Source organism: Collinsella aerofaciens (assembly GCF_001405375.1).
GTDB lineage: Bacteria > Actinomycetota > Coriobacteriia > Coriobacteriales > Coriobacteriaceae > Collinsella > Collinsella aerofaciens_F.
In genome coordinates, this window is the sequence record NZ_CYYP01000004.1 from 57,235 (window position 1) to 71,291 (window position 14,057).

Here is a 14,057-nt window from a genome sequence, read left to right on the forward strand (position 1 = left end):
GTAGTGATCCGCAGGCGCCCATCGACAGCCATTGTGGGCGGGCTATCGATGAGTGGAGGGGGTTGTTACTGAGTTTCTGCTTTGCGACGACCTGCAACACTGCTGTAACCGCGTCGTTTTGTCGTTCGTGATGGGGCCGTTGGGGCCCACGGTGCTGAATACTCCGTTTTTGCACGGTCCAAGGTGGGGCACCCTGAGACGAAGCAAAAAGATGCCTCATTTCTATGCAAATACCAATAGGATTTATGCAAGATTGAGATTGTAAACCGTGCACGTGCACAAAACCGGTGCGGGGACGTCTGGAGGCGGCTCGGCTCCTGGGGCATTGCACGTGCAGAACGGTTAAAATCGGGACTCGGCCTTAGTTTTACTTGGAAGGATGCATATGACTTCTAATATTGATGCTTCTCTAGAGGAGACGCTCTCCTATATCGCAGGACAGCTTAAGACGCTGACTTCTATTGCCTCCCCTACCGGCTATACCCATGCGGCGACTGATTATCTGATGGAGACCCTGCGCGATATGGGGTTTGGGCCTGAGCGTTCTAATAAGGGCAACGTGCTGGTTGAGCTTGGTGGCGAGGGTGAGCCGCTTGTGTTGGCGAGCCATGTCGACACCCTGGGCGCCATGGTGCGTTCCATTAAGGACAATGGTCGTCTGCGCCCCACGACCCTCGGCGGGCATCAGTGGTCTACGGCCGATGGCGAGAACTGCACCGTTTATACGCGCGATGGCAATGTGTACACGGGCGTGGTTCTCAACACCGAGCCTTCGGCGCATGTGGCCGATGAGCCGGTCAAGACCATCGAGAAGAACATGGAAATCCTGCTCGACGAGAATGTCGACAGCAAGGACGATGTGCTCGAGCTGGGTATTCAGACCGGCGACATCATCGCTATGGATCCGCGTACCACGGTGACGGAGAGTGGCTACATCAAGAGCCGTTTCCTTGACGACAAGCTGTCGGCATCCATTTTGCTGGGCTTGGCCCGCGCCGTTGCTGACGGCGAGGTGACGCTTTCGCGCAAGGTGTCGCTGCTCTTTACCGTGTACGAGGAGGTCGGCCACGGCGGTGCCTTTGTGCCGGCCGACACGCGCGAGATGATCAGCGTGGACATGGGCTGCGTGGGCGACGACCTGGGCTGCACCGAGCGCATGGTTTCGATCTGCGCCAAGGATTCGGGCGGTCCGTACAACTACGACCTGGTAACCACGCTGTCCAACATCGCGCGCGAGCTGGAGCTCGATTACGCCATCGATGTGTACCCGCACTATGGCTCCGACGTCGAGGCCACGCTCTCGGCCGGCTACGACATTCGCCATGGTTTGATCGGCCCCGGCGTGTACGCGAGCCACAACTACGAGCGCAGCCACATCGACGGCGTGCGCAATACCTACGAGCTGGTTCGCGCCTACGTTCAGCGCTAGGGGAGTAGCTTGCGACTCGGCTGACCAATCGCTAAGGCCCGATTTCTCGGGCCTTTTTTCGCTTTGGGTTGTTTAGTATTATGATGTATGTAATCTATTAACTAAACGTTTAAATTACTTAACGAGGTGATGCGGTGTATGGATACGTCTGAGTACTTGTCTATGGGTGATGCTGCCCGCCTGCTGGGCGTTACGAAAGCCCGCATATCTCAACTTGCCTCATCGGGAACGCTCGCGTGCGATATTGTGGGCGGACGGAAGATGGTCGAGTACAATTCCGCGGTCGCTTATCAAAAGGTCCGCAAACGTGGGCGCCGTCCTGCGGCCGATGTGGGGCGCAAGTTTACACTGATGTCCGCCGATTACGAGGTTGCGCGTGTCTCATTTGATCCGACGCGTGAGTTTCCCTTCGAAATCGCCGAGGTACTCGATGAGCAGAGGATGCCGTTTGGCACGTGCTCGAGCTCTTCTCCTACGGTGAATAAACGGGAACTCAACGTGTGGTGGAGCCATCGGTCGGTGCCTGACGTCCGCCCCGGACTCGTCTCGCGCTATCGCGAACTGGGAATTGCCTGTGGCATCGAGGTTCCGGTTCGGTGCCTGGGCCTCTCGCTTTCTGATTGTTATTGGCTGCGGCCGACCGATTGCACCGAACTTAAATGGCGAAACATCAATTACTTTGAGAACGAATTTGAGCGATCGGCGCCCGAAGAGCGTTCGGGTTGGCTGGAAGGCATCGGTCTTAAAAATCCCGACAACACATCCGAGGGCGAGCTTCCTAAATCGTGGATGATCCGAAACGGCGCTCGTGTTCTGGTCAAGGGATGTGGCGTGGACGATCAGCGTCCCTTTAACGAGGCGGTTGCAACGGCTCTACATCGTCGCTTGCTGTCGGAGGGCGAGTTTGTTCCTTATACGGTTGAGCGGATGTTCGATGGCCCTGTGTGTCTGTGCGACGACTTTCTTGACGGCCGCGAGGAATACGTTCCGGCTGTTTCCGTTAAGGGCGCACTTGGTAGCCAGCGGGGAAACTCGACGTACGACCGGTACTGCCGCTTCCTTGGTAAGCATGGAGCAGACGAGGCTGCCGTGAGAAGGTCTATGTCGCAGATGATTGTCTGCGATGCCCTTTTGGCCAACAGCGACCGCCATTGGCGAAACTTCGGCATCATCCGCAATGTCGACACCCTGGAGATAAGGCCTGCCCCGCTGTTCGATAGCGGCAACTGCCTGTGGTACAACGTACCAACTGCCGTGCTCGCAGCTGGGGAGTTTGGGTTTTCCGCTAAGCCGTTTGGGCCCGACCCTTCCGTCCAGCTGGCGCTTGCGGACTCGCTCGATTGGTTCGATCCATCGCGGCTCAACGGATTTGTTGATGAGGCGATCGAGTTTCTTTCGCAGAGCGAATGGGCGACGGCGGAGGGTCGACTCGAGGCCATTTGCCGCGGCCTCGAGCGTCGCGTAATCGAGGTTAGTGCCGCTGTTGAGGTGCTTCGACACGTGCAGCGATAAACCTGCGGCTACTTAAGTGCGCCGGTCACGGTACCACCGCCGAGGACGATGTCGCCGCGGTAGACTACAACGGCCTGGCCGGGGGCGATGGCTCGTTGTGGCTCGTCAAAAGTTAGCAGCATTTGCCCGTCTTCGTCACGCGTAAGGGTCGCTGCCTGGTCCTTTTGACGGTAGCGGTACTTGGCACCGACGTGAATGCCGCCGGCGTCGAGCTCCGCCTCCATGCGTGCGTCCGGCGCGCTCCAGATCCACTCATCGGCCGTGAGGGCAGCGGCGGTCAGGTCCTCGGCCTCGCCCAGATGCACGGTGTTGTTGGCGGCGTCGACGCCCGTCACATACACGGGATGCGCCATCGCTACGCCCAGGCCTTTGCGCTGGCCGATGGTGTAGCGCAGCGCGCCGTTATGGCGCCCGACCACGCTGCCATCGCGCCACACAATGTCGCCCGGTGCAGCGGGATGTCCGCAGCGGCGCTCGATATAGCCCGCGTAGTCACCGTCTGGAATAAAGCAGATGTCCTCGCTTTCGGCCTTCTTGGCGTTGGTAAAGCCCTGCTCGGCGGCTATGCGGCGCACGTCGCGCTCTTTGTCCAGGCCTGCCAGCGGAAAGATCGTGTGCGCCAGGCGCTCCTGCGTAAGCGAATACAAAAAGTAGCTCTGGTCCTTTTTGGGATCTTCGCCGCGATGTAGCTGCCAGGTGCCGTCTGCCGCCTGGCTTGTTTTGGCGTAATGTCCCGTGGCGATGTAGTCGCAGCCCATATCCAGCGCCGCATCGAGCAGCGCGCCAAACTTAATGTGGCGGTTGCAGATAATGCACGGATTGGGCGTCAGCCCCTCCTGGTAGGCGTTAACAAAGCGCTCGATAACATTGCGGTCGAAGGTCTGCTGCAAGTCGAGCACATGGTGGGGTATCCCCAGACGCTCGGCGACGGCCTTCGCATCGGCGATGTCGCGGTCGACCTTACTCATGCCCGTGGCGGGATCGGGTGCGGGGCAGGTGAGGCGCATGGTGGCGCCGACGCATTCGTAGCCCTGGCTTTTGAGCAGGTACGCGGTCAAGCTGGAATCGACGCCGCCGCTCATGGCGACGAGCACGCGCTTGTTGTGCATGGGGAGGTTCTCCTTGGTGGCATGTGGCCAAAAAAGAAAAGCGGCGCGGGAGGCTGGTTCCGCGCCGCAGACATTGTAGCAAGTTCGGGCGTCATGTGGGACGCCCTGTTGGGATGAGCCCAGGCTGCCAGAAGAGAGGGAAGGCCGGCGTGCCTTGGACTCGTTCTAAGAACGAGAAGCTCTAGTCCTGGAACAGTGCCGTGGACAGGTAGCGCTCACCGGTGTCAGCGAGCAGCGCCACGATGGTCTTGCCCTCGTTCTCGGGGCGCTTGGCCAGCTGTAGCGCGGCCCACACGGCGGCGCCGGACGAAATGCCCACGAGCACGCCCTCCTTGTGGCCCACGGCGCGGCCGGTCGCAAAGGCGTCGTCGTTCTCGACGGGGATGATCTCGTCGTAGACCTGGGTGTCGAGGACGTCGGGCACAAAACCGGCGCCGATACCCTGGATCTTGTGCGGGCCGGCCTGGCCCTTGGAGAGCACCGGGGAGGTAGCGGGCTCGACGGCGACGACCTGAATCTCGGGGTTCTGTTCCTTAAGGAACTCGCCCACGCCGGTCACGGTGCCGCCGGTGCCGACGCCGGCGACGAAGATGTCGACCTTGCCGTCGGTGTCATCCCAGATCTCGGGGCCGGTCGTGGCCTTGTGGATGGCGGGGTTGGCGGGGTTCACAAACTGGCCGGCGATGATGCTGTTGGGCGTCTCCTTCTGCAGTTCCTCGGCCTTGGCGATGGCGCCCTTCATGCCCTTGGAACCGTCGGTGAGCACGAGCTGTGCGCCATATGCCTGCATAAGCTTGCGGCGTTCGACGGACATAGTCTCGGGCATGGTGATGATCACCTTGTAGCCGCGAGCCGCCGCCACCGAGGCGATGCCGACGCCGGTGTTGCCGCTCGTGGGCTCGATGATGGTGTAGTCGCCGCCGCGCACGAGCTTGCCGGCCTTCTCGGCCTCGTCGATCATGTTCTTGGCGACGCGGTCTTTGACGGAGCCGGCGGGGTTGAAGTATTCCAGCTTGACGAGCACGCGGGCCTTGAGGTCCTCATCGGCCTCAAAGTGAGTGAGCTCCAGAAGCGGAGTGTGGCCGATAAGCTGATCGATGGACGTGTAAACATTGCTCATGATGAACCTCCAAAGTGTTCAAATGACTGGATACCGTGTGGTTTTACGGTGTGTGTAGCAGCGAAACCCACAAACCTTATGGGTTGTTCGTTTTGCTGTTGGCAAGCATAGTAGACAGTAAAGCCTAGTAACGCAATAGGAAATAGAAGATTATTACGAGTCGATTAACCATCTTGACCGGAACGGGTATTTTCAAAACAAATTTTTCGGCTAGAATTTCTACGGACTAAATGACCGAAAGGCAGCACTATACATGTTGGTTTCTACTAAGGGCAGATATGCCCTGCGCGTTATGGTCGACCTGGCCGAGCACCAGGCGGCCGGTCGCATCCCGCTCAAAGAGATCGCGGCGCGACAGGGGATTTCCGAGAAATATCTCGAGAACATCTTGGCTACGCTCGTGCGCGCCAACATGCTCTCGGGCATGCGCGGCAAGGGCGGCGGCTACGTGCTTACGCGCCCGCCCGAGCAGTATACGGTGGGCGAGATCCTGTGCCTGACCGAGGGCAGCTTGGCGCCGGTCGCATGCCTGGACGGCGACTGCAAGGGCTGTTCGCGTTCGGACGAGTGCCCCACGCTCGACGTGTGGAAGAACCTGGACAAGCTCATCAACGACTACCTCGACGGTGTGACGCTTGATCAACTTGTCGCTCCCAACCATGGCTACGACTACGTCATCTAACCCATACCCGCCATTTGGGGACGGAGCGGAAATGGTAGATTCTCTCGCCCTTTGAGACTTGACAAATAAGAAGGCCGCCCATTTTTGCGATGGGCGGCCTTCGTTTTGGGTCGATATGACGGTTCGTATTGAACAGTTCTAGCCCTAGGCGATGCTATCGAGAATGCTGCGCATGATGGATACCAGGATGCTGCCCATAAAGGCCGATCCAAAGCCGGCAATGGAGATACCAGCGCCCAACAGATTGACCGACAGGTAGCTGGCCAGCTCGAGCATAAAGCTGTTGACTACGAGCTGAAAAATACCAAGCGTAATAATAGTGAGCGGCAGTGAGATGACCGTCAGGAACGGCTTGACGAGCGAATCGACGATGTTGAGGAACAGTCCCACAAAGGCGAAACAGACCCAGGCCTCGGCAAAACCGAAGGGTTGGATGCCGGGGACGAGGAACGTGGCGATCGCGATGGCGATCGAAGTAAAGAGCCAGTTAAGCATAAAGCGCATGGTAGGGGGTCCTTTCTTGCGCGGGAAGAGTTAGTGACGCGTGAAGCAGCTTGCCGTGGCGACTTGGACGGCTGCGCGAACGCGGGGCCTTGCCTGGATGCCCATTGTCGCAAATATTCGTGGAGCTTACGTGCGCATTCGATTTCAAAACGGCGTTCGTCCTGAAAAACGCGCCGCTGACAGAGAGTCTTGTCGCTTTAGTTTGGTGGTGTGCTACACTGCTACGGGCAAAAGCCACAGGCGTTGCCCTATTGCATAGAACGGGCGAACGATGCCCGATGTCAGTATCAACTTCGATGCCTTTTGGCGGGTTTGGCGGTGATCGATGAATATCGAGAACATGTTTGACAAGCCTGATGTCAAGCAGCTGGTCCACGCATTTAGCCTTTTGGACGACGAGAAGGATATCCAAGCGTTTTTGACCGATATCTGCACGCCGCGCGAGATTTGCGACCTTTCTCAACGTTTGCAGGTTGCGCGCTATTTGGACGAGGGCGAGCCTTATGTTGAGGTTCAGGCCCGTACCGGCGCTTCGTCCACCACGGTGAGCCGTGTGTCCAAGGCGCTCAACGGCGAGTACGGTGGCTACCGCAAGATCCTCATTAAACTGGAGGATGGCGAGTAGGCCGCGCCAAAAACGAATTGTGCAAAACCGCTCTCCCGGGGGCGGTTTTTATATGCCCGCAATCGGCTGGTGCGTTGGGGTCAGGTTGCTTTGTACCAAAAGATGGAGCTGCGGTGGCAATGTGTCCGCTTGGGCGGGTAGGATGGATGCATTGATTATTGCGAACAGTTTGAGCGGAGGACCATGCCTGTTCGAATCTATACCACCAATGCCGGCACGGATTTGAGCGATGCCGAGTCGGCGCTGCTTGCCGACCTTATTGCCCGTTACGGGCGTGCCGTGTTGCTGGCACCAACGTTTGCCGAGCTCGACCTGTGCCGTCATGATGCGGCGGAAGCCGGCGTTTCGCTGGGTATCGACTACAAGACGCCTACATCGTGGCTTCGCTCGCTTTGGGAGCTTTTGGGCGACGGGCGCGGTTTCGTCGACAACCTGCAGCGCCAGATGCTGTTCTCGGACATGGTCACGCGTCTCGACGATGCCGACCTGCAGCCGCTTTCGCGCAGTCAGGGCACGGTGCGCATGCTTGCGCGTATGGCCCGCGATGTGTTGCCTGGCGTGGCGGGGACGGGCGACGAACGCTGCCGCGATGCCGCCGCTCAACCCGAGCCCAAAAGCGACGCTGAGGCCCGCGTGTTCGAGCTGTTGAGCGCCTATGCGAGCGGCTTGGACCGTCGAGATATGGTCGAGCCCTGCGAGGCAGCCGACATTATGGCCGGTGCCCTGGCCGATAGCCTGCCGACGTGCACTCGCGCCGTATGCGTGCGCGGTATCACGTCGTTAACGCACGGTCTGCTCGAGCTGCTGTCTGCCGTGGCGAACAATGGGGGAGAGGTCGTCGTGCTGCTTGCCCGCGAGCAGGCGGCGATGCGCGAGGAGCTTGCCACGGCATTTGATGCCCGCGGTGTGCTGTTTGAGGTCGCGCCGCTGGGGGAGGGTGCCACTGTGCCCCAGACTGCCTCCGAGTCCGCCGCTCAGCCTACCTTTATAGAGGTTGCCGGCCCTCACGCCCGCGCCCACGCCTATGTGGATGCAATCGATGGGCTGGTAAAAACGTGTGAGGACGCCGCGGTCGACGGCGGTGTCACGGCGTCTGCGGACCCCGCGCGCGTGCTCGTAGTTTCCGCCCGGGCGCCCCAGCTGTTCGGCGAACTCGCTGCCCGTCTGGCGGCGCGTCACATTGCGGCCGAGACGACTGAGTTCACGGCGTTTTCCCAGTCCATCGCGGGCAGGCAGTTTACGGCGCTCGCCAACCTGATCGAGCGTATGAAAGCCGCCGACGAGGGCACCGCTTCCAAGACCGAGTGGTGGCCCGCTCCGGAGCTTACCGACTGGATTTATAGCCCGCTTTCGGGTGCCGACGCCGCGAGCGCCCGCGGCTTCGACAAGAACATACGCCTGTCGCGCAACAAGACCACTGCGGGCGTTAAGAGCCTGCTGCAGAGCGTCCAGGGTCAGGTGAGGGGCGCGCGCAAGGCGGCGAGCGACGAAAACTGGTTTAAGAACGTGCCGTGTGTGGTCTCGGACGTGTTCCAGGCGCTGTGGCGCGACAAACCCGTGACGGCGCTCAAGGCCATGCTCGCCGTTGCCGAGGCGCTGCCCGATCGCGCTCTAGGCGGCCTTGACGGCCAGGCCCGTCGCCAGGCAGAGACGGCTTTGCTGCGCCATGCCATCGACATCCTTATGAACGATGCTCGCGCACTCGACGTGTCGCAGGCCGCGACCGTGCCGGTTCTCGACGGCGTTCGAACCAAGGTGGACAAGCGCAGTACCGCTTACGATTACGCGACCTACGAGGTCGATCGCACGCCACGGGCACAAGTGCGCTTCGTGTCGCTTGCCGATGCGTCGGTTTTGCGTCCTGGCGGCTACGATGCCGTGCTGTTTGCCGATGTCGACCTGGACAGCTATCCGCTTTCGCACGAAGAGGGCCCGCTTGCCACATTGACGGCCGAGCTGCGCCGCGATGGCGTGTCTTTGGAGCCCGCCGCCCTGCTGCGCGTGCGCTTTGGCCGTGCGATGCAGGCGGCGAGCGGTCCGGTCGCGCTCGCCCGCGTGACGCACGATCGCCAGGCGCGCGAGTGCTACCCGGCAGCCGTATGGACCGAGCTGCGGGCACATGCCGAGGCCGCTGGCGCTGCCAAGCCCACGTGCGTGGGCGAGGGCGATATCATCGCCGACTTTGATCCCGCGGCAGGTGAAGGCCTCAAGCGCGAGCGCGTGACCTGTGAAGCCCCTCAGCATCTGAGTGCCGAGGCCGTGCCGTATTTGGTCCTGCGCCGTCGCGATGGCGAGGGCGAGGATGCGCCGCTGGTGCCGCGCTTGACGTCTGCCTCGCAGATCGAGGCCTATTCGACCTGTCCGCTATGCTGGTTCGTCTCGTATCGCGTCAAGCCCCAGTCGATCGACGCTGGCTTTGGCAACATGGAGAAGGGCAACTTTGTCCACGACGTGCTGGAGCATCTGCATGCCCGTCTGCCCCAAGAAGGCATGGAGCGCGTGACGCCCGAGAATCTGCCGCGTGCTCAGGAGCTGCTGCACGAGGTCTTTGACGAGACGTTGGCCGAGCACGCCGGCAAGCGCGGCACGGAGGGCCCGCTGGTGCCGCTCTCTGCGGTGGAGGAGCGCCAGGTGGCCGAGATCTTGCCGCAGCTGGAGGGCGTGCTTGCCTACGAGTCCGAGGCACTTGCCCCCTTTGCCCCGCGCTACCTGGAGTTTGCGTTCAACGAGCTCCAGGTCGAGTATGCCGGTTGGCCGCTCGGCGGGCGCATCGACCGTGTGGACGTGGACGCCGAGAACCGCGCCGTGGTAATCGACTACAAGCATCGTTCGGGTGTCGAGGAGTTTAAGCTTGCCGACCCCACGGTGCGTGACGAGGAGACGGGCGAGGCTCCCATCGACGACCCGCGCTGGCTGCCGCCCCATACCCAAACGCTCATCTACGCGCAGGCCATGCGTCGGGCACTGGGCTTGGATACCCGTGCAGCGCTCTATTTTTCGACCAAGGGCGGCAAGCCCGCGCTGCGCGGTGCGGCGAGCGCCGAGTTGCTCGAGGAAGAGCGCGGTGACGGTCGCATCCCGGGCCTCAAGAAGGGCTTCCCGGGCGAGGGCGGCAGCATGGACTTCGATGCCCTGCTCGATCGCGTGGAGGCCGGCATCGCCGAGCGCCTGCGCGAGCTCGAGGCGGGCAACGTTGCCGCCGTCGACCCGGCGTCGGCTCAGGCCGCGCATGCGCGCTGCTCGTATAACCACGAAGGAACGTTTGTAAGGAGGGACGTGTAGACCATGGATCTTTCGACTTTGATGCCGCAACAGCTGCAGATTGTCAAAACGCTCGACCGCCCGCTGTTTGTCTCGGCGGGCGCCGGTTCGGGTAAGACCTTTACCCTCACGCGCCGCATCGTCTATGCGCTCTCGCCCGAATCCGGTCCGTTCGTTGAGCATCTGGACCAGGTGCTCGCCATTACCTTTACCAAAGATGCCGCGGCCGAGATTCGCGACCGCGTGCGCCGTGCGCTTATCGACGAGGGCATGGACGAGGAAGCACTGACCGTCGACGACGCGTGGATCTCGACCATTCACGGCATGTGCTCGCGTATCCTGCGCGCGCACGCGCTGGAGCTGGGCATCGACCCCGAGTTCACGGTGCTCACCGATACCGACGAGCTCATGGACCAGGCTGTTGAGCATGTGCTGGGTCGCGCGACGGCACCCGATGCCGCCCCCGAGCTCGCGGCATCGCTCAAGGCCCTCTATGCCTGGTATCCCATGGCGGGCGAGGGCGGTTCCTTTGGCGGCGGTACGACCATCAAGGGTCTGGTGCGCGACCTGCTGGAGCTGTCGAGCCAGTTGCCGGGCGGTATGGACGACGTGCGCGTGGCGCGCGGCCAGGCCGATACCTCGGCACTCGCCGATGCCTATCGCGCGGCGCTGGGTGCGAGCAAGGCCTCGACCGAGAAGGCACAGGCGGCGCTCGATGCCATCGACGCGTTCGAGGCGAGCGGCAAGACCATGGCCGATGCGGCGCGACTCATGATGTCGTGCACCATGCCGCGCGCGAGCAAGGCATTCCCTAAGGAGCAGGCCGAGCTGCTCAAGGCCGAGGCCGCCGATGCGTTTATCAATATCGTGCTTGCCTGCGGTGGCCCGGCGCTCGATGCGCTGGTGGGCCTGGCCCGTTCCGTGGAGGCGGAGTACCGTGCGCTCAAGGCCGACCAGTCCGCGCTCGACAATAACGATCTGCTGCGCATGGCATATGAGGCGCTGCGCGATTATCCCGCCATCCGAGCCGCCTACGAGGGCCGCTTTAAGATGGTCATGATCGATGAGTTTCAGGATACCGACCAGATGCAGGTCGATCTGATCCGTTACCTGACGGGTGCGGGGGAGCGCGCGCTGTGCACTGTGGGCGATGCGCAGCAGTCCATCTATCGCTTCCGTGGCGCCGAGGTCGAGGTGTTCCGTCGTCAGGAGCGCAAGGTGGGCTCGTCTGCCGCGCCCGAGGCGACTGCCGTGGCCGACGCCCCTGCCGGCGAACTCGTCAAACTCGTGCGCAACTTCCGCAGCCATGACGAGGTACTGCGTTACGTGGCACGCGTCTTCGACGGCGATGACGGCGGCCTGATGCAGGGCTTTTTGGATCTTGAGGCGAGCGACGGCCGCAAGGACACGCTGGTGGCAGACGCCTCGCGTCGCCAGGCCCTCTTTGTTGCCGGCGGCATTACGCAGGAACGCACACAGGCCAAGGCCCGTGCGATCGCCGAGCGATTCCGCGCGCTTGCCGATGCCGGCCAGCCCCAGGGCGGCATGGTGCTGCTGCTGGGCCGCATGACCAACGCCGACGTCTACGCCCAGGCCTTCCGCGACCAGGGGCTCGACTGCGTCATCGCGGGTGGTTCGGTCTTTGCCCAGGCAGCCGAGGTGCAGACGGTGCGCGCCCTGGTATGTGCGCTCGCCAATCCGGCCGATACGGCGCGGGGCCTTATGCCGCTGCTCGCCTCGCCGATGTTTGCGCTCGGCGCTCAGGAGTTCCTGGCGCTGGCGACCAAGCTCGATAGCGAGACAGGGGAGACCTCGCGCCGGAATATCGACATGGGCATCATGAGCGATTCCGACGTGCCGGGTTTGCAAGACCTGCCGCTCGTGACGCGTGCCCGCGAGGTGCTGCGCTATGCACTGCGCCGCGTGGGGCGCGATTCGTTCGCCGCCATCGCGCTCGACGTGGTCAATGCCTCCGGCTGGTTCGTGCGCCTGGCGCAGCGCGGCCCCGAAGGCAAGGCCATTGCCGCCAACGTGCTCAAGGCGCTCGACGCCGTGGCCGAGGCAGAGGCCGAGCTCGGCAATTCTCCGCGTTCCATCGCGCTGGCCTTCGACCGCTTCTTGGCGGGCAAGGAGGCCCCGGGTGCCCTCAACGAGGAGGGTGACGGCGCAGTGCGCATCATGACGGTGCATGCGTCCAAGGGTCTGGAATATCCGGTCGTGGCGGTTGCCGAGTGCTTTGGCGTGCGTAAGTCCTCGGGTGCGGCACAGATGGGTCGCGTCGAGGGCGGAGCGCAGGTCGTGGCACTGCCAGCTCGTTTTGATGGCGTTAAGCTTGCCGATGGGACCTTTGTGAAGGGCGACGACGTTAAAAAGCAGCTTGAGCATGCGTTTAAGGGCAAGGGCACGTCGCTGTGGCTGCCGCCGGAGCTCATGGAGGACGTATGCGCGACGGGCTCTCCCGCCGAGGCATTTGCCCGCCTGCGCAACGACGACCTGCAGCTTTCGCTCGAGGAACGGGCTCGTCTGCTCTACGTTGCCATGACGCGTGCGCGCGAGCTGGTGATCTTGGCGATGGATGCCGGCGTGAGCCGTGGCAAGGTGACGGCGCCGACCTTCGACGTCGAGACCGATCTGACCTACGATGTGCTGCGCCGTATTTTGCCGACCGACGCTCTGGACATACCGCAGCTCGATGCCGACCGCCTGGTGTTCGACAACTCCCAGCCGGGCGACTACGAGCTCATTTCGCTCACGGGCTTTACCTTTGGCGAGCAGGCGTTTGAGGCAAACGCTTCGCTGGATGCCGAGGGCAGGCTTGTCCGCGGCGATGCGGAGCCGGAGGGTGCCGGTGCAGATGCCCGCGCCGCCGTTCCCGGTCCTGCCGACCCCGAGCCCGATGCGTTTGAGCTCGTGTATCCCCAGGCGGTGGGCGTGCGCATGGGCACCTGCCCGTATCCGGAGCGCGATTCGTACAGCTACTCGTCAATTGCCGCGGCGCTGCATGCCGAGTCCGAGGACCGTGCCGCCGAGGCGCACGTGCCCATGGACGAGGCTGGCGATGATGCAGAGTCGGATGGCTCGGAGATGGCCGATGCGGACGTGGCCGTCGTTGAGCCCGCCGGCAACCCCATGGCGCTGGGCTCGGCGTTCCACGCCGCCTGCCAGTGGCTCATCGAGATGGGTGCCGACGCGTTGCCCGCTGCGCGCGCCGATGCACTGGCGCGTCTGTGGCGCCTGACGCCGGAGCAGCGCGAACGCTTCGACGTTGCCCTGAACCGCTGGCTCAAGTCGGCTGTTCGTGCCGACCTGCTCGCGTGGCCGTGCGTTCGCGCCGAGGTGCCGTTCTTTTCGCTGGGCTGCGAGGACGAGGACATCGCTCGCTACGGTGCCTATGCCGAGGGCGCCATCGATGCACTGGCCACCGACCCGGCCGATCCGTCGCGCGCCCTGGTCATTGATTACAAGACGGGTGGCACGCCGGATGAGACGCCGGAACAGCTGCTCGAGAAGCACGCCCTGCAGGCGCGCGTCTACGCTGATGTTCTACACAAGGCGGGCTTTGAGGCCGTGACCGTCAAGTTCGTCCGCGTGGAGCAGGCGAATCCAGCCATCTTCGTCGAACCCGCCGAACCTCAAGTAGTCACCTACAATCTCTAACCTCAATAACTTGCGGTGGAATACGGACTGTTTTGGCCAAAAAAGCCGCCAAACAGTCCGTATTTCACCGCAACTGCAAGAGGAGCCGTGTGGGTTTGGCTAGGTTCGGGTGCCGTCCGCGCCGTGCGGTAAAATCGTTCAGTCAGAACACGAACCCG

Annotated in this window: 9 protein-coding genes; 6 read left to right on the plus strand and 3 right to left on the minus strand. The window is 62.3% G+C overall.

From position 1 onward, the window contains the following. Positions 1–385: 385 nt before the first annotated feature. Together ARB25_RS03165 and ARB25_RS03170 are read left to right on the plus strand one after the other, a co-directional pair. The gene (locus tag ARB25_RS03165) at positions 386–1,429 is read left to right on the plus strand and encodes a M42 family metallopeptidase (protein ID WP_055285724.1); all 1,044 of its coding nucleotides are present in this window, start codon (positions 386–388) and stop codon (positions 1,427–1,429) included. 138 nt (positions 1,430–1,567) lie between these two features. Next, positions 1,568–2,941, plus strand: coding sequence for a HipA domain-containing protein (locus ARB25_RS03170; RefSeq protein ID WP_055285726.1), 1,374 nt, complete (start codon positions 1,568–1,570; stop codon positions 2,939–2,941). 8 nt (positions 2,942–2,949) lie between these two features. Here ARB25_RS03170 and mnmA read toward each other — a convergent pair whose 3' ends face one another. After that, positions 2,950–4,173, minus strand: coding sequence for a tRNA 2-thiouridine(34) synthase MnmA (mnmA, locus tag ARB25_RS03175; RefSeq protein ID WP_301280523.1), 1,224 nt, complete (start codon positions 4,171–4,173; stop codon positions 2,950–2,952). 58 nt (positions 4,174–4,231) lie between these two features. Beyond that, a complete protein-coding gene (cysK, locus tag ARB25_RS03180; RefSeq protein ID WP_055250951.1) occupies positions 4,232–5,170 on the minus strand; it encodes a cysteine synthase A in 939 nt (312 codons plus the stop codon). Positions 5,171–5,423: 253 nt separating this feature from the next. On the opposite strand from cysK, the gene ARB25_RS03185 reads away from it, so the two are divergent. Next, positions 5,424–5,852, plus strand: a complete 429-nt coding sequence (locus tag ARB25_RS03185) for an RrF2 family transcriptional regulator (RefSeq protein WP_055285727.1) — start codon at positions 5,424–5,426, stop codon at positions 5,850–5,852. A 144-nt stretch (positions 5,853–5,996) separates the two neighbouring features. Here the strand turns inward: ARB25_RS03185 and ARB25_RS03190 are convergent, their stop codons facing one another. Beyond that, positions 5,997–6,356, minus strand: coding sequence for a phage holin family protein (locus ARB25_RS03190; protein ID WP_055285729.1), 360 nt, complete (start codon positions 6,354–6,356; stop codon positions 5,997–5,999). A 325-nt stretch (positions 6,357–6,681) separates the two neighbouring features. Between ARB25_RS03190 and ARB25_RS03195 the strand changes: the two genes are divergently transcribed. From ARB25_RS03195 to ARB25_RS03205, 3 genes are all read left to right on the plus strand, one after another. Then, complete coding sequence (locus ARB25_RS03195) at positions 6,682–6,981, plus strand: YerC/YecD family TrpR-related protein (protein ID WP_022094855.1); 300 nt, start codon at positions 6,682–6,684, stop codon at positions 6,979–6,981. Positions 6,982–7,164: 183 nt separating this feature from the next. After that, positions 7,165–10,263 carry a PD-(D/E)XK nuclease family protein gene (locus ARB25_RS03200; protein WP_055285731.1) on the plus strand — a complete coding sequence of 1,033 codons (3,099 nt, stop codon included), beginning with the start codon at positions 7,165–7,167 and terminating at the stop codon, positions 10,261–10,263. A 3-nt stretch (positions 10,264–10,266) separates the two neighbouring features. Then, positions 10,267–13,899, plus strand: a complete 3,633-nt coding sequence (locus ARB25_RS03205; protein ID WP_055285733.1) for a UvrD-helicase domain-containing protein — start codon at positions 10,267–10,269, stop codon at positions 13,897–13,899. The last annotated feature ends 158 nt before the right edge of the window (positions 13,900–14,057 follow it).

Excerpts from the sequence above, each read along its gene's own strand:
- ARB25_RS03205 (WP_055285733.1), top strand. The coding sequence starts at position 10,267 with ATGGATCTTTCGACTTTGATGCCGCAACAGCTGCAGATTGTCAAAACG.
- ARB25_RS03185 (WP_055285727.1), top strand. The coding sequence starts at position 5,424 with ATGTTGGTTTCTACTAAGGGCAGATATGCCCTGCGCGTTATGGTCGAC.
- ARB25_RS03200 (WP_055285731.1), top strand. The coding sequence starts at position 7,165 with ATGCCTGTTCGAATCTATACCACCAATGCCGGCACGGATTTGAGCGAT.
- ARB25_RS03170 (WP_055285726.1), top strand. The coding sequence starts at position 1,568 with ATGGATACGTCTGAGTACTTGTCTATGGGTGATGCTGCCCGCCTGCTG.
- cysK (WP_055250951.1), bottom strand. The coding sequence starts at position 5,170 with ATGAGCAATGTTTACACGTCCATCGATCAGCTTATCGGCCACACTCCG.
- ARB25_RS03190 (WP_055285729.1), bottom strand. The coding sequence starts at position 6,356 with ATGCGCTTTATGCTTAACTGGCTCTTTACTTCGATCGCCATCGCGATC.
- ARB25_RS03165 (WP_055285724.1), top strand. The coding sequence starts at position 386 with ATGACTTCTAATATTGATGCTTCTCTAGAGGAGACGCTCTCCTATATC.
- ARB25_RS03195 (WP_022094855.1), top strand. The coding sequence starts at position 6,682 with ATGAATATCGAGAACATGTTTGACAAGCCTGATGTCAAGCAGCTGGTC.